The sequence below is a fragment of the Alteromonas sp. AWM4_230 genome (assembly GCF_056158305.1).
The window spans coordinates 1,088,500-1,104,765 of the sequence record NZ_JBSWTB010000001.1; the positions used below are offsets into that span (position 1 = coordinate 1,088,500).

Genomic DNA, 16,266 nt, shown 5'->3' on the forward strand with positions numbered 1-16,266 from the left:
GGAAATGCCCTACTAGCGACCCTAAAAACAAATTTAAACAATAAGGGAAACACACATGAGAACATCAGCAAAGTTCAGTCGTATTGCGGCTGCGGTTGCGCTGTCAATCGGTTTGTCGTCAACGGCTATGGCCCAGGTTACGTCATCTGAATTGAACGGTAAAATCATGGGGCCGCAAGGTAACCCAGCGGCAGGTACTGTTGTAACAGTTACTCACGTTCCTACAGGCGCGGTTAAAACTGTTACTGTGAACAACGGTGGTACGTTCAGTCTTCGCGGTCTTCGCGTAGGTGGTCCATACACAGTTGTCATTGATTCTGACGAATTCGCTGATCAAACAATCAATGACGTCTACCTAGAGCTTGGTGAGTCAGCGTCAATTGAGCGTATGCTAGAGCCAGCAGCCCAGTACGAAAACATTGTTGTTACTGGTTCTCAAGTTAGCAGCTTATCTTTCGGCCAAACCGGCCCTGTTGCAAGCTTCGACCTTTCTACTCTTCAAGAAGCGCCTGCTATCAACCGTGATATTACCGATATCGTTCGTATCGACCCGCGTATTTACGTGGACGAAGGTGGCAGCAACGGTATTCAGTGTGTGGGTAAAAGCCCGCGTTTCAACAGTTTGACTGTTGACGGTGTTCGTATGAACGACCTTTTCGGTCTTAATTCAAACGGCTACCCAACTGAGAGAATGCCTTTCTCTTTCGACGCTATCGCTGGTGTTTCAGTTGAAATCGCACCGTTTGATGTAATCTACGGTGGTTTCTCTGCGTGTAATATTAGTGCTGTAAGTAAAACTGGTACTAACGAAGTTCACGGTTCTGCGTTCTATGACTTCGGTAGCGACAGCTTACGTGGTGACTCACTCGAAGGTGATGACATCAACCTAGGTGCTTATACTGAAAGACGTTACGGCTTCACTGTTGGTGCACCACTTATCAAAGATAAATTATTTATCTTCGCAGCATACGAAAAGCTTGAAGGTGCAAACACCTTCGACCGTGGCGCTATCGGTTCTGGTGCAATTAACGAAGTTAATATTACTCAAGCAGAAGTTGAGCGTATCCAACAGATTTCTCAAGATGTTTACAACTTCGACGCGGGCTCTGTACCATCAAGTCTTGCTAACGAAGATGAAAAATTACTTGTTAAATTAGACTGGAATATCAATGACCAGCACCGTTTAGCGTTTACCTATAACTACAACGACGGTAATAACTTTGCTGAGTCTGATGGCGATTCAAATGAATTCGAATTCCAAAGCCACCTATATGAGCGTGGTGCAGAACTTCAGTCTTTCATCGGTGTACTTTACTCTGACTGGACAGACAAATTCTCAACCGAAATCCGCGTAGCTCGTACAGAGCTTGATAATCTTCAGCGCTCTTTCTATGGCGACGGAACACCAGGTGGCAATGATTTCGGTGAAATTATCATTCGCATGGCTAATGATCCTAATGATGACGCTGATAACCTTTCTGTTTATCTAGGTTCTGATGACAGCCGTCAAGCCAACGACCTAGACTGGGATGCAACTAGCATCATGTTCCGCGGTAACTACTACTTCGATAACGGTCACACGCTAACTTTCGGTTATGAAAACGACACGCTTGATATCTTCAACCTTTTCGTACAGCACGCCGAAACAACAACTACATTTAACAGCATTGATGACTTCGAAAATGGTGCGAATGCTCGAATTGATTATGGTTATGCTTACTCGGGTAACCTTCTAGATAGAGCTGCTGAGTGGGGTTACACTTCACACTCTACATATGCGCAGGACGAGTTCTACCTAACTGACGACTTGAAAGTAGTTGCTGGTCTTCGTTATGACTGGATTACAACGTCAGACCGCCCTCTAGAGAACGCTGAATTCACCGAATCTTACGGTTATAGTAATAGTGCAAACCTAGACGGTGTAGACCTTCTTCAACCACGTGTTGGTCTTAATTACACGCTAAGTGATAGCACAGAACTACGCGGTGGCTTTGGTCTTTTCTCAGGCGGTAACCCGAACGTTTGGATGACTAACAACTACCAGAACACTAACGTTACTGGTGGTGAAGTACGTGGTGATTACGCAAACATCCTAGATGGCAGCGTAACTTGGGTTAACACTGAAGACGGCGTTACTGCTGGCCCTGGTTACTCAGTACCGTCTGACCTTGATGCTCAGATGGATGCAGGTGTTGGTAGTAACTTTGAACCAAATAACCTTGACCCAGACTTCGAAATGCCTAGCGAGTGGAAAATCTCTGCAGGTATGACGCACATTACAGATGAAGACTATGTATTTAACCTAGATCTTTTGGTAAGCATTACGCAAGACCAAGCGATGATTAAATACAAAGGTATAGAGCCTGTAGGTCTTACCGACGAGGGATACATTGAGTACGAAAGAACGGGTCTGGGTTCTTTGGAGCTTACTAACTCTGATGAAAGCTCTACTTCTTATTCATTAACAGCAACTATGAACAAGACTTGGGACAACGGCATCTCACTTGTGGGTGGTTATAACTACAGCCACGCTGAAGATGTTCAGCCTATGACTAGCTCAGTAGCGTTCTCTAACTACCAGTTCAGGGCATTTACTAACCCGAATGAAGAAGTTTCTTCACTGTCGGATTGGAACATTGCTCACCGCTTTACGTTGGACTTCCGTTACACTACTGAACTTATTGATGGCTACAACACTACGTTCTCTGCGTTCGCGGTTGCTCAGTCTGGTAAGCCATACAGCTTTACTATTTCTGAGGACGAAGTAAATAGTATCTTTAACTTCACGCCTTACTTGGACTCTAACAACGTACTTCCAATTGGTGCTGAGCGTAACGATGAAGAAAGCCCTTGGTGGACAAAAGTTGATATCGCGGTTCGCCAAGATGTTCCAGCCTTCCACAAAGACCACACAGCACAAGTATTCTTCGTGATTGATAACTTCACAAATATGCTTAACGATGATTGGGGTATCCTAGAAGAGACTTCATTCAATACAGCTGTTGTAGGTACTGCTAATCCAGAACGTCGTCAAGGTGATGCGTCACTTTGGGAATTACGTTTGGGTGTTAACTACCGCTTCTAAGAAGTAGTAAACACTAACTACAAGTTGTAGTGTTAGGTGCCACTTTCCTTAACAGGAAGTGGCACTTTTTTATGCCTGCGATTTATCTCACACACAAGCCACTAATCGATCACAGTGTTTGCTTATGATCTAAGTCCCTCCACAACACGAACTAACTGACGAGAAAACTTTTAAATGCTCGCAAGGAGGGCTTATGACAAAACGTATGCTTATGGTAATGACGTCTCACGAAATTATGGGTGATACGGGTAAGAAAACTGGCATGTGGTTAGAAGAGTTCGCAGCGCCATATTACGCATTTAAAGACCAAGGCTATACGATTACGCTGGCATCACCAATGGGCGGGCAGGTGCCTATTGACCCTAATAGTCTTGCAGAAGACGCAATGACAGACGACGCTATGCGTTATACCAAAGATGAATTGGCACGTAGTGCTATCGCCTCGACTATACCGCTTGAAGATGTGCGTGCTGATGAATTTGACGCGGTATTTTACCCCGGTGGCCATGGTCCGCTATGGGATCTTTCTGATAACGCGCACTCGATTAAGTTAATCGAAGACACAATTGCAGCGAATAAACCTGTCGGCGCAGTGTGCCACGCTCCAATCGTGCTAAAGGATGTTAAAACTCCAGATGGTAAATACTTAGTTGATGGCAAACAAGTAACGGGGTTCTCAAACAGCGAAGAAGCTGCAATGGAACTTACTGACGTTGTTCCCTATCTGGTAGAAGATGAACTGGTTAAAAAGGGCGGTAAGTATGAAAGTGCTGACGATTTCGCGGTAAAAGTCTTTACTGACGGTTTGTTAGTAACGGGTCAGAACCCACCGTCATCTCGCCCCGCAGCAGATGCGCTTATTAAGTTGCTATCTTAGGATAACTTTCGGTTATACCCTATTTGGAAACCGCATCTTGTATGCGGTTTCTTGATTTTTGATTGTCGGCTTTTGGTTGCCCTAACTATACATTTTCAAATAAATCTTCAACGCGTTGTCTTAATTCTTCAATTCTTGTTACGTCAGCAGGGGCAATGAAAATAGTGTCATCACCTGCAATAGTCCCTAATACGCCGTCTTTTTTACTTAATGAATCAAGTAAACGAGCAATAAGTTGAGCAGCGCCTGGGCTGGTTCTAATAATAACCATGACATTGTTGTGCACAATATCTAGTACCAACTGTTTTAGCGGACTTTTGGCGGTAGGCATACCTAGTTCAGGGGGCAAACAGTAAACCATGTCTCCCCGTGCATTTCGGGTTCGTACTGCACCAAACTTACTTAGCATTCTAGAGATTTTGGATTGGCTGATGTTGTCAAAACCTTGTGCTTTCAAAGCGTCAACAATCTCGCCCTGCGAACCGTAATTTTCTGCTTTTAAGATTTCTTTAAAAGCTTTGATGAGTTGCTCTTGTTTTGCGTTTGCCATTAGCGCTCTTTTCTTTTTTAAGTGTTATCGTAAGGAATTGTATTTAGTATGCGTATATTGTGCCGTACAGGTAGACTTTGCGCAATTTCTTTGCATAATCATTCATGATAATGAATATCGAATAAAAATCGCCATAAATAACGTTAATAAGACGATCCGGTGATTGAGTTTTCCCCCGCGTTGCATTAGTGTGACGTTCCGTTTAAATACGTGAAGTAATCCCATAGGAGAAATGGTATGAAAGTAGCCGTGTTAGGTGCTGCCGGTGGTATTGGTCAGGCGCTGTCTTTGTTGTTGAAAACACAATTGCCAGCAGGTTCAGATTTAGCGCTATATGACGTTGCGCCAGTTGTTCCTGGTGTTGCCGTTGATTTGAGCCACATCCCCACTGCGGTAAAAGTAACCGGTCACGGTAAAGATGACCTAGCTGATGCACTTACTGGAGCAGACGTAGTTCTTATTCCAGCGGGTATGCCTCGTAAGCCAGGTATGGATCGTTCTGATCTGTTCAACATCAACGCCGGCATTGTTAAAAACCTAATTGAAGGTGTAGCTGATAACTGCCCGAACGCGTGTGTTGGTATCATCACTAACCCAGTTAACACTACTGTAGCTATTGCAGCTGAAACGCTTAAAGCTAAAGGCGTTTACGACAAGAACAAGCTTTTCGGTGTAACGACACTTGACGTTATCCGTGCTGAAACTTTCGTTGCTGAACTTAAAGGTGTAGACGTATCTTCTGTGCACGTACCGGTAATCGGTGGTCACTCGGGTACAACTATCCTTCCTCTTCTTTCACAAGTTGAAGGCGTAGAGTTTACAGACGAAGAAGTATCTAGCCTAACTACTCGTATCCAGAATGCGGGTACTGAAGTTGTTGAAGCGAAAGCTGGCGGCGGCTCTGCAACCCTTTCAATGGGTCAAGCAGCAGCGCGTTTCTGTCTGTCTCTAGTTGCAGCAATGCAAGGTGAGAACGTTGTTGAGTACACTTACGTACAGACTGACGACAGCGACGACGCAGCATTCTTCGCACACCCAGTACGCCTTGGCGCAAACGGTGTTGTAGAAATCTTGCCATACGGCGAGCTAAGCGCGTTTGAAGAAAAAGCGAAAAACGACATGCTTGAAGGCCTACGTGGCGACATCAAGCTAGGCGTTGATTTCGTAAACGGCTAATAGTGCCTTTGGCGGGTAAGCCTGAAAAGGCAATCAAAACGTAGGCCCGCCGTGAATACGTCCATGTAGGCTTCGCCACCGCTTCCCTGCGGTGGAGAGCCTACATTTTAACTACCTTCCCAGTCTTTACACCAACATGCGATCTTACCGGACCTCATTACTCTAGAGAGTAGAAAGCCTGTTACGACCTTACGTATCCAGCTTTTTTGTTGCGTGCTTGTAGGCTTCGTCATGGCATTCTTGGCACAGGAGAGCCTGCTTATCAAAGCCCCGCCAACTCCAAACCTTCCAATAGCCTAATCACTGAAGTTTTTTAAAAAGACCAGTCTGTTACGACCTTACGTATCCAGCCTTTTTCGTTGCATTTTTGTAGACATTGCGACGGCGTTTTGGGTACATGTTTACTTATCAAAACTTCTCTCAGCCCAAAACCTCATTTTTCTATCTTTATAGATTTATTAGCCACAGAAAGGGGGGGCTTAGTTAAAATCCAAACGTTGAATAATTCCATGCTGAAGAATGACTATGTAACCCAGCGTTAGTGCGGTAAATGTGTAAAAAAAAGAATCGCTATCTTTAAAGTAGGAGGCGATGAACGTTGTAAAGATCAAAACTAGGTAAGTGAAATCAGCCAATTTTTTATGCTTCATGGTGTTTTCCCCTCATTAGGTAGATATTAAAAGCTCGCCCAAAGGTGAGCTTTTATCACTTTTTACTTGTCTAAATAGCCAATGAACATCATTGCTCCGCCGACAGCGAGTCCGAATATACCTGTAGCTGGACCTCCGGCAATCCCAAGGCCTATTACTGCCATGCCTCCAGAGGTCCAATCACCCATTGCTCCAGACACTTGTGTAACTTCTTCTACATTTAACTCTTTCATAAGTCATCTTTAATCTATTAATAAAAACCCCAAGAATTGGGACCTTTAAAGTGTATTCAGGTCGAAGCGGCTTTTTAACTGTACAGAGGATTTGTTTGTAACCTCTTTTGGCAAACCATGATTAATTTGGCCGTATACTTTTGCAGTTACGAATGGACGTGCGTTTGTATTATTTAAGGGTAGGGCATTTCGCAATATTAAAAAGCCTGTCTTCACGTGAATCTGTATTGATACCTTTGGCTGTAGCAGAAGTACAAGGCTTCAATATTATGCTGCTTTCAGCCATGAGAAAAAGCTTAGTGACTTACCTGTATTGGCTTTGTTTGGCAAATGCTCGTAATAAGGGCTAATGTCTAAACTTTTGTGGAAAAGCGTAAAACTTTGACTATGCTTGGAGAACGCTGGTTTAGTATCAATGCTAACGTGACAGCGTAACTGCATGGGTCAACCCTATAACTTATCTAACCAACTAAGTTGTATAACGCTAACGAACAGGCAAAGAGGATGTAATATGAGCAATGCAAAGTTAGGTGATGTGAATGATTCGGCAAAAAAATGTCCGGTCATGCATGGTGGTTTAACAGCCACAGGGACAACAGTAATGGACTGGTGGCCTGAAGCCTTAAACTTAGACATTCTGCATCAGCACGATACGAAGACAAACCCAATGGGAGAAGACTTCGATTACCGTGAAGAGGTTAAAAAACTAGACTTTCAAGCCCTTAAAAAAGATCTCACCGACTTAATGACAGATTCACAGCCATGGTGGCCAGCGGATTGGGGGCACTATGGCGGCCTTATGATCCGTATGTCATGGCATGCGGCAGGTTCGTACCGAATTGCGGATGGTCGCGGTGGCGCTTCAACGGGCAACCAACGTTTTGCACCGCTTAACTCTTGGCCTGATAACGTTAACTTAGATAAAGCGCGCCGTTTACTTTGGCCCATTAAAAAGAAGTATGGCAACAAATTAAGCTGGGCTGATTTGTTTGTTCTTGCGGGGACCATAGCTTACGACAGCATGGGTCTTAAGACTTATGGTTTTGCCTTCGGTCGTGAAGATATTTGGCACCCTGAGAAAGACGTTTACTGGGGCGCTGAGAAAGAGTGGTTAGCGCCTAGTGATGAACGCTATGAAGACGTAGAAAGTGCTGAAACCATGGAAAACCCTTTGGCAGCTGTGCAGATGGGCCTTATTTACGTAAACCCTGAAGGCGTTAACGGTAAGCCAGATCCACTTAAAACGGCAGCTCACGTACGTGAAACCTTTGCGCGTATGGCAATGAACGACGAAGAAACCGTTGCGTTAGCAGCCGGTGGTCACACGGTGGGTAAATGTCACGGTAACGGAAGTGCAGAAGCGTTAGGGCCAGACCCAGAAGCAGCAGGTATTGAAGAAGCCGGTCTTGGCTGGATGAATCATGAGAGCCGCAGTATTGGTCGTGATACCGTATCTAGTGGTATTGAAGGCGCGTGGACGACGAATCCTACGCAATGGGATAACGGCTATTTCCACCTACTGCTTAATTACGAATGGGAACTGAAAAAGTCTCCAGCGGGCGCTGAGCAGTGGGAACCAATCAATATTAAGGAAGAAGACAAGCCTGTTGATGTTGAAGACCCATCAACACGCTACAACCCTATTATGACCGACGCCGATATGGCGATGAAGATGGATCCGGAATACAGAAAAATTTCTGAAAAATTTTATAACGATCACGAATACTTCAGCGAAGTGTTCGCCCGCGCATGGTTTAAACTTACTCACCGCGACCTAGGACCAAAAGTTCGTTACATAGGGCCTGATGTACCAGAAGAAACGTTAATTTGGCAGGATCCAGTTCCTGAAGGCAGTACGTCATATGACGTTGAAGCGTTGAAGAGTAAAATTGCAGAATCAGGCCTATCTGTTGGGGATATGGTAGCAACAGCGTGGGATAGTGCTCGTACCTTTAGAGGGTCAGATTTACGTGGCGGCGCTAATGGTGCGCGAATTCGTTTAGCTCCTCAGAAAGATTGGGAGGGCAATGAGCCTGAGCGTTTAAATAAGGTGCTAGAGGTTCTTGCTCCACTTGCTGACGCGGCGGGTGCAAGCCTTGCGGATACCATTGTTTTAGCAGGTAACGTGGGCATAGAAAAGGGGATTGAAGCGGCAGGCTTTAACGTACCTGTTCCTTTCTCTCCTGGACGCGGCGACGCTACTGACGACATGACCGATGCTGAATCGTTTGATCCATTAGAGCCAATTGCAGACGGTTACAGAAACTACCTTCAAGAAGACTTTGCAGTTAAGCCAGAAGAGCTAATGTTAGACAAAACCCAGTTACTTGGTTTAACAGCAAAAGAAATGACGGTACTAGTAGGCGGTATGCGCATGCTTGGCACTAACTACGGCGGCAGTAAGCATGGTGTATTCACCGACAATGTAGGTACGCTGAGCACGGACTTCTTCGTAAACCTTACTGACATGAAATACACGTGGAAGCCGACTGGGAAAAACAGCTACGCCATTGTCGATAGAGCATCAGGTGACGAAGTGTTTACCGCTACACGCTTTGACTTAGTGTTTGGTTCAAACTCAGTGTTGCGAGCGTATGCTGAGCTATACGCGCAAGATGATAGCAAAGAGAAGTTTGTTAAAGACTTTGTCGCTGCGTGGATAAAGGTGATGAACGCAGACCGCTTCGACCTTACCTGTTAGTTCTTATCTAAAGTGTAAGTAAAAACACGTAAGCAACAAAAAGCCCACTTCATTTTGATGAAGTGGGCTTTTTTATCTTATTACTTAGCGAAGCGAGTGGTGACCGGACATAATAAAGCTATGTGCGGTAATTCAAGCGCTTCGCTAGCACAGCGATTAACCCGTATTACGCATACCAATCGCGATACCCGCGATGGTAACCATCATTGCACGCTCTAAGCTGGTATTTTGCGACTCATCACCGGCCTTACGGATACGGTCAAGAAGCTCAATTTGCAGGTAATGAAGAGGTTGTAAATACGCAGCGCGAATTTCCATAGACTCTTTACCCTGCGGGTCGTTCTTCATAATGTCGTCATCGCCTGTAATAGCTAACAGTGACGAGATGCTCTCTTTAAGCTCGCTACGTAGCGCTTCACCAAAGTGCTTAAGCTCTTTAGGTACAAGGCGCTCATCATAAGCTTCACTAATGCGTGGATCAGCTTTGTGGAACACCATGTCTAGCATAGAAAGACGCGAACGATAGAATGGCCATTCGCTGAACATTTCGTTAACTACTTTCTCGTTTTCAGGGGTCTTCACGCTATCAATAGCGCGCATAACGCCTAGCCAGCTTGGCAGTACTAAACGTGTTTGTGCCCAAGCGAAGATCCACGGTATAGCTCGTAGGCTCTCAATTCCGCCTTGTGGCTTACGCTTAGCTGGGCGGCTACCTAGCGGTAGTTTACCCAACTCTTGCTCTGGAGTAGCCACGCGGAAGTAAGGGACAAACTCTTCATCATGACGTACAGTTGCACGGTAGTTATCGCGACCTTGCGCTGCCATTGCGGTAATAAGCTCGCGCCACTCTTCTTTTGGTGCCGGAGGTGGGAACAACATAGCTTCAATAATGGCGCTGGCGTAAATACCTAGGCTGCGTTTAGCCAGTTTTGGCATACCGAACTTATAGCGAATAGTTTCGCCCTGTTCTGTTACGCGGAATCCGCCTTCTAGTGAGCCAGGAGGTTGTGAGTAAATAGCAGCGTGCGCTGGCAATCCACCACGACCAATCGTACCGCCACGACCGTGGAATAGGGTTAGGCTTACGTCGAATTCTTCTGCAATGGCTACCAGTGCTTCTTGAGACTGATACTGTGCCCAACCCGCAGCCAATGCGCCTGCATCTTTCGCTGAATCAGAATAACCAATCATCACAAACTGACGACCTTTCACGTAACCGCGATACCAGTCGATAGACAGAAGTTTGCGCATTACGTCAGGCGAGTTGTTCAAATCGTCTAGCGTTTCAAATAGTGGTGCTACCGGCATTGGCCAATCTACACCGCTTTCTTGAAGAAGCAGCTGAACCGCCATAACATCTGATGGCTCACTCGCCATAGAGATAATGTAGATACCAAAGCCATGCTTGCTGTGCTTTGCAATGACCTTACAGGTATCCAGCACTTCTTTTACATCGTCAGATGCGTCCCATTGTGCTGGGAATAGCGGACGTTTTGAGCCAAGCTCGCGCAATAAGAATGCTTGCTTGTCGGCTTCGCTCCACTGTGCGTAATCGCCTAAACCTAAATAGCGAGTAAGTTCGCTAAATACGTCTGCGTGACGTTCAGAGTCTTGGCGTACATCAAGGCGTAGAAGGTGAATACCAAATACGCGAGCACGACGAATGGTGTCTAGTAGTAGACCATTAGCAACAACCTGCATACCGCAGTCTAATAGTGACTGATAGCAAAGCATCAACGGCTCGATAAGCTCATCATCGCTTTCTATCCAGTTAGACGTGTCTGGGTTTTTACCTGCAAGATAGTCGGCAATGCCGTCACGAGTAGCAATAAACTTATTAACCAACGGGCGAAGTAGGGCGCGGTACGGTTCGTTTGCATCGCCTACTTGTGCACGTAGTTCTTCGTTGCAATCGTACATCGAAAGTTCTACCTGCAAACGGTCAAGGTCGATTGCGAAAAGCTTAGCCGCGCGTTTTCTTGCCAGCAGCAATACTTGCTCAGTTACTTTCGAAGTAACAAACGGGTTACCGTCTCTGTCTCCACCCATCCAAGAGCTAAATTGTACTGGTGACGAGTCTAGCGGTAGCGATACGTCGTAGTCTTCATTTAAGCGACCATCAAGCTCGCGCATGAAGTCAGGTACCGCTTCCCACAATGAGTTTTCAATGACCGAGAAGCCCCAACGCGCTTCGTCGACGGGAGTCGGGCGAACTGAACGAATTTCTTCAGTGTGCCAAGCTTGCGCTATAAGATCAGCAATGCGGGTTTCGATCTTTTTACGCTCAACATCGCTTAGTGAAGCTTGATGCACAGCCTGCAGGCAGTCCGCTAGCTCTTTATGTTTATGAATAAGTGTACGGCGCGTAACCTCAGTAGGGTGTGCGGTTAATACAAGATCGATGTTTAGTTTTGCAACGGCGTCTTGTACTTTGTCAGCAGTCAGTTCTGCTTTATCTAGGTGTTTAAACAGAGCATCAATAGATGCATCGACATTCATTGCCGCGTTGTATTCTTGCTCGGCAATATTACCTAGGTTCAAGAATTGTGCGAAGGCACGACCAACAGTCAGCAAATCGCTGTCAGACATTGTTTTGAAAGTTTCTTTCAGTTCTTCGCTACAAGTAGCGTCTCCCTGATAAGAAGCTCGGCCGCCTTTACGAATCTTTTCAATACGGTCTAGCCACTCCTGACCTAATTGATTTTTGATTGTTTCACCAAGGGTTTTACCAAGGTATCGAACGGTATCTTTCAGTTCAGCATCATAGTGTGTTTGCATGCTATCCTCCTAAATATATGGGCTAACCATACTGTGTCCTTTGCGACTTGTCTAACCACTTTCGGTTATAATTTACAACATTTTGATACTTTTGCACCCTAGTTAACATTGCTCAAAGCAAGATATTTTGTGGTGTGGTACACTCTTGCACCGGAAAATGCAGAAACATTCTCGCGTTAAGCGTTTTGTTTGAAATTTGTACTGCATTTGTAATTTAATTTCAGGAGTTCTTGTGACTGATACATTCAATACAGTAGAAACCCAAGCAAGTTACGGCATTGGTTTTCAAATGGGTCAACAACTACAATCAAATCCTTTCGACGGACTAGCGATTGACGCTGTTGTAGCTGGCCTTAAAGACGCCTTCGCAGGTCAAGCACCTCAGGTTGATAACGACACTCTACGTGATGCGTTTGGCGAAATTCACAAGCGTATGCAAGCTGCTAAAGAAGAAGCAAGCAAAGCGGTTATTGAAGAAGGCACAAAGTACCTTGAAGAAAACGCAAAGCGTGACGAAGTAACCGTAACTGAATCTGGTCTTCAATATGAAGTTGTTACTGAAGGTGACGGCGAGACTCCAGATGCTTCTAGCACAGTACGTGTTCACTACCACGGTACGCTTATAAACGGTACTACGTTTGATAGCTCTTACGAGCGTGGTCAGCCAGCTGAATTCCCAGTAGGCGGCGTAATCAAAGGTTGGACTGAAGCACTTCAACTTATGAAAGCAGGTTCAAAGTATCGTCTATACGTACCACACGACCTAGCTTACGGTGAGCAAGGTGCTGGCGCAGCTATTGCACCTTACAGCACCCTAATCTTTGACGTAGAACTTCTTGACGTTCTAGGTTAATGATTTCTTCACAGGAGTGCCCAATGGTGCTCCTGTGAATACCAGTACTTTTCTTTGTTTAATCTTTTATTCCTTTCTATCTTCTAACCTATTCCTTTTACTTTTCTAACGCTTTGTTAGTAAACGAACAGCACACTAATAATCTGGACGCGTTTACGTGTCGCTTGTTTAAATCTAAATATGTGATGCTACTATGTTTTGTTGGTGAGAATGCATGTATGCGATATGCTGGCAAAAGCGAATTAAAGGTTAGCAGGGTCCCATCTGCTCCGAGTTGTTATCAGTGGCTTCGGCATTACAATAGCCCCACGCTCAAATAAGGAAAATTATTATGGTTATCAAGCCTAAAGTGAGAGGCTTCATTTGTACAAACGCGCACCCGGTAGGCTGTGCTAAAGCGGTTGATGAACAAATTGCTTATGTGGAAGCAAAAGGTGACTTAGGCGAAGGCCCTAAAAATGTACTGGTTATTGGTAGCTCTACAGGCTACGGCTTAGCGTCACGCATCACATCTGCCTTTGGTTATGGCGCAAAAACATTAGGTGTTTGTTTTGAAAAAGCGCCAACGGAACGCAAAACAGGGACTGCTGGTTGGTACAACACGGCAGCATTCCATGAAAAAGCCAAAGCAAAAGGCTTGTATGCAGATACTATTAATGGCGACGCCTTTTCTGATGAAATCAAAAGCGAAGCTATCGAAAAAATCAAAGCTGAAATGGGTAAGGTTGACTTGGTTATTTATAGCCTTGCGTCTCCGCGCAGAACCGACCCAGAAACCGGTGTGACCTACAAGTCGACGCTTAAGCCAGTAGGCGAGGCATACACCACAAAAACTTACGATACAGATAAAGACAAAGTGCATGAAGTGGCGCTTGAGCCTGCCAACGACGATGAGATCCTCAACACCATTAAAGTGATGGGTGGCGAAGATTGGGAACGTTGGATGGACTTTTTACGAGATGCTGATGTGCTAGCAGAAGGCTGCAAAACCACTGCCTATACCTACATTGGTAAAGAGCTTACATGGCCTATCTACGGTCAAGCGACTATCGGCAAAGCAAAAGAAGACCTTGATCGCGCTGCAGCTGCTATTATTGGCAAAAACAGTGACTTGCTTGTACAAGCAAACGTAAGCTCACTAAAAGCGCTCGTGACGCAAGCAAGTTCTGCCATTCCCGTCATGCCGCTTTATATTTCACTTATTTACAAAGTGATGAAAGAAGAGGGCACACACGAAGGCTGTATTGAACAGATTCATGGTTTGTTCACACAGTGCCTGTTTGGCAATACGCCTACGTTAGATGAAGCAAATCGCTATCGCATGGACGGCAAAGAAACAAATGACGCTACTCAAGCGAAGATTAAAGCGCTATGGGACCAAGTGACACAAGAGAACTTTCATGACTTAAGTGACTACAAAGGTTACCACCATGAGTTCCTAAAGCTGTTTGGTTTTGACATTGACAGCGTTGATTACGACAGTGAAGTTGACCCATTGGTTAAGTGGTAAAGCCTAAACTTACCATTAATTAACTTAATGCAATTCGTGCAAAAGCCGTCTGATTTGACGGCTTTTTTGTACCGAATTACAAGCCGATATAGGGTGTCATCGAAAAAATTGTAAATGAATAAGACCAAAGGTTTACATTAAATTGTAGAAAAATTTGCCTTTATCTTGAAATAGCGTGGCACAAACGTATGGGTTAATGCTAAAATCCCGAAATTAAGTAGGGGTCTTTTCTGCCTCTACCAAAACAGCAGTGGCGATTGCAGCTACACAACAACAATAATAAGTGTAAATTTCTGCTGGTGGTCTATATAGAAAGGGCGAACAAAGCGTCCGCTAAAGGAATTATGCGTTACGGCTTCATAACAGGCTGACCGTAGCAATTGCAGCAAGTTCCATCAATCAACAAAAAAGGTGTCTAACACCTGTTAATAGTGCGTTTTTGCATGCTGACAGGCAGGTTTCCTGCGGTCATGCAAAAGGGTATTTCTATTAGAGTAGTGCAATTACATATGATAAAAATCAAGAAAGGTCTCGACCTCCCAATTGAGGGAGCGCCAAAGCAGGAGATTGCTGATGCATCTGCTGCAACGCGCGTTGCCATTCTGGGAGAAGAATATGTGGGTATGCGCCCTACCATGCACGTCCAAGTTGGCGATGTAGTGAAGAAAGGTCAGGTTCTTTTTGAAGACAAAAAGAACCCTGGCGTTAAATTCACTGCTCCAGCTGCGGGTGAAGTGGTAGAGGTTAACCGTGGTGCAAAACGTGTTCTTCAGTCTGTAGTTATCAAAATGAACGGCAGCGATGCCGTAACATTTGATAAAATTGCAGCTGACCAGATCGCGAGCGCAACACGTGAGCAGCTTCAGTCAATCCTTGTAGAGTCAGGCATGTGGACAGCGTTACGCACACGTCCATTCAGCAAATCGCCTCAGTTAGACTCTGTACCAAACTCAATTTTCGTTACAGCAATGGATACTAATCCACTTGCAGCAGATCCTGCTGTGATTATTGCTGAGCGCCAAGACGATTTCGTAAATGGTCTTAAAGCGCTAACGCAATTGAGCGGTGGCAAGACTTACGTTTGTAAAGCGGCAGGTGCTTCTGTTGCTACTGGCGATGCGGCAGTTGATGTTGAAGAGTTTGGCGGTCCTCACCCTGCGGGCCTACCGGGTACTCACATCCACTTCCTTGATTCAGCCGGCATGAACAAAACGGTTTGGCACATTAATTACCAAGACGTTATGGCGATTGGTGCATTGCTAACTACAGGTGAATTAGATAACCGCCGTGTTATCTCACTTGCAGGTCCTGCTGCAACAAACCCACGTCTAGTGCGCACTGTAATTGGCGCAGACGTGACCGAGCTAACTGCGAACGAGCAAGTAGACGGTGAAGTACGTGTTGTTTCTGGTTCTGTACTTAACGGTACCACTGCAATGGGCGTACACGGTTTCTTAGGTCGTTTCCACACCCAAGTTTCACTATTAAAAGAAGGTCACGAGAAGAAATTGTTCGGTTGGATCCTACCTGGTTCAAACCAACACTCAGTGACACGCGCTTACTTAGGTCACCTAAGTGGTAGCAAGAAATTTGATATGACAACAACTACCAATGGTTCAGAACGTTCTATGGTTCCAATTGGTAATTACGAACGCGTTATGCCCCTAGATATCATTCCTACGCTTCTGCTAAGGGACCTGATTTCTGGTGATACTGACGGTGCTCAGACGTTGGGTTGCTTAGAGTTGGACGAAGAAGATTTGGCATTGTGTACTTATGTATGCCCAGGCAAATACAACTACGCTCCTATCTTACGCGACTGTTTGACCACGATAGAGAAAGAGGGTTAAGTC

At 45.2% G+C, this 16,266-nt stretch carries 11 protein-coding genes; 7 read left to right on the forward strand and 4 right to left on the reverse strand.

The window, feature by feature from the left end:
- Positions 1 to 55 precede the first annotated feature (55 nt).
- Together ACXACS_RS04705 and ACXACS_RS04710 are read left to right on the forward strand one after the other, a co-directional pair.
- Positions 56 to 3,085 (forward strand): TonB-dependent receptor, encoded by a 3,030-nt coding sequence (locus ACXACS_RS04705; protein ID WP_474804642.1) that lies wholly within the window; start codon positions 56 to 58, stop codon positions 3,083 to 3,085.
- A 193-nt stretch (positions 3,086 to 3,278) separates the two neighbouring features.
- The gene (locus ACXACS_RS04710) at positions 3,279 to 3,962 is read left to right on the forward strand and encodes a type 1 glutamine amidotransferase domain-containing protein (RefSeq protein WP_474804644.1); all 684 of its coding nucleotides are present in this window, start codon (positions 3,279 to 3,281) and stop codon (positions 3,960 to 3,962) included.
- 85 nt (positions 3,963 to 4,047) lie between these two features.
- On the opposite strand, the gene argR is transcribed toward ACXACS_RS04710, so the two are convergent.
- Positions 4,048 to 4,512 carry a transcriptional regulator ArgR gene (argR, locus tag ACXACS_RS04715; protein WP_179984645.1) on the reverse strand — a complete coding sequence of 155 codons (465 nt, stop codon included), beginning with the start codon at positions 4,510 to 4,512 and terminating at the stop codon, positions 4,048 to 4,050.
- Between the two features lie 237 nt (positions 4,513 to 4,749).
- Here argR and mdh point away from each other — a divergent pair, with 237 nt between their 5' ends.
- Complete coding sequence (gene mdh / locus ACXACS_RS04720) at positions 4,750 to 5,688, forward strand: malate dehydrogenase (RefSeq protein WP_474804648.1); 939 nt, start codon at positions 4,750 to 4,752, stop codon at positions 5,686 to 5,688.
- Between the two features lie 712 nt (positions 5,689 to 6,400).
- Here the strand turns inward: mdh and ACXACS_RS04725 are convergent.
- The gene (locus tag ACXACS_RS04725; RefSeq protein ID WP_474804650.1) at positions 6,401 to 6,526 is read right to left on the reverse strand and encodes a hypothetical protein; all 126 of its coding nucleotides are present in this window, start codon (positions 6,524 to 6,526) and stop codon (positions 6,401 to 6,403) included.
- A 312-nt stretch (positions 6,527 to 6,838) separates the two neighbouring features.
- On the reverse strand, positions 6,839 to 7,012 hold the full coding sequence (locus tag ACXACS_RS04730; protein ID WP_474804653.1) for a hypothetical protein: 174 nt from the start codon (positions 7,010 to 7,012) through the stop codon (positions 6,839 to 6,841).
- 70 nt (positions 7,013 to 7,082) lie between these two features.
- On the opposite strand from ACXACS_RS04730, the gene katG reads away from it, so the two are divergent.
- On the forward strand, positions 7,083 to 9,272 hold the full coding sequence (gene katG, locus ACXACS_RS04735; protein ID WP_474804655.1) for a catalase/peroxidase HPI: 2,190 nt from the start codon (positions 7,083 to 7,085) through the stop codon (positions 9,270 to 9,272).
- 156 nt (positions 9,273 to 9,428) lie between these two features.
- Here the strand turns inward: katG and ppc are convergent, their stop codons facing one another.
- On the reverse strand, positions 9,429 to 12,050 hold the full coding sequence (ppc, locus tag ACXACS_RS04740; RefSeq protein WP_474804658.1) for a phosphoenolpyruvate carboxylase: 2,622 nt from the start codon (positions 12,048 to 12,050) through the stop codon (positions 9,429 to 9,431).
- Positions 12,051 to 12,282: 232 nt separating this feature from the next.
- Between ppc and ACXACS_RS04745 the strand changes: the two genes are divergently transcribed.
- From ACXACS_RS04745 to ACXACS_RS04755, 3 genes are all read left to right on the forward strand, one after another.
- Complete coding sequence (locus ACXACS_RS04745) at positions 12,283 to 12,903, forward strand: FKBP-type peptidyl-prolyl cis-trans isomerase (protein ID WP_015068144.1); 621 nt, start codon at positions 12,283 to 12,285, stop codon at positions 12,901 to 12,903.
- Between the two features lie 331 nt (positions 12,904 to 13,234).
- Entirely contained in the window at positions 13,235 to 14,413 is a 1,179-nt protein-coding gene (gene fabV / locus ACXACS_RS04750) for an enoyl-ACP reductase FabV (protein ID WP_474804662.1), read from the forward strand.
- Between the two features lie 509 nt (positions 14,414 to 14,922).
- Entirely contained in the window at positions 14,923 to 16,263 is a 1,341-nt protein-coding gene (locus tag ACXACS_RS04755; protein WP_474804665.1) for a Na(+)-translocating NADH-quinone reductase subunit A, read from the forward strand.
- The last annotated feature ends 3 nt before the right edge of the window (positions 16,264 to 16,266 follow it).

What these genes read in the sequence shown, in the direction of transcription:
- argR (WP_179984645.1), bottom strand. Translation starts at nt 4,512, where the DNA reads ATGGCAAACGCAAAACAAGAGCAACTCATCAAAGCTTTTAAAGAAATC.
- ACXACS_RS04710 (WP_474804644.1), top strand. Translation starts at nt 3,279, where the DNA reads ATGACAAAACGTATGCTTATGGTAATGACGTCTCACGAAATTATGGGT.
- ACXACS_RS04755 (WP_474804665.1), top strand. Translation starts at nt 14,923, where the DNA reads ATGATAAAAATCAAGAAAGGTCTCGACCTCCCAATTGAGGGAGCGCCA.
- fabV (WP_474804662.1), top strand. Translation starts at nt 13,235, where the DNA reads ATGGTTATCAAGCCTAAAGTGAGAGGCTTCATTTGTACAAACGCGCAC.
- ACXACS_RS04705 (WP_474804642.1), top strand. Translation starts at nt 56, where the DNA reads ATGAGAACATCAGCAAAGTTCAGTCGTATTGCGGCTGCGGTTGCGCTG.
- katG (WP_474804655.1), top strand. Translation starts at nt 7,083, where the DNA reads ATGAGCAATGCAAAGTTAGGTGATGTGAATGATTCGGCAAAAAAATGT.
- ACXACS_RS04730 (WP_474804653.1), bottom strand. Translation starts at nt 7,012, where the DNA reads ATGCAGTTACGCTGTCACGTTAGCATTGATACTAAACCAGCGTTCTCC.
- ACXACS_RS04725 (WP_474804650.1), bottom strand. Translation starts at nt 6,526, where the DNA reads ATGGGTGATTGGACCTCTGGAGGCATGGCAGTAATAGGCCTTGGGATT.
- mdh (WP_474804648.1), top strand. Translation starts at nt 4,750, where the DNA reads ATGAAAGTAGCCGTGTTAGGTGCTGCCGGTGGTATTGGTCAGGCGCTG.
- ppc (WP_474804658.1), bottom strand. Translation starts at nt 12,050, where the DNA reads ATGCAAACACACTATGATGCTGAACTGAAAGATACCGTTCGATACCTT.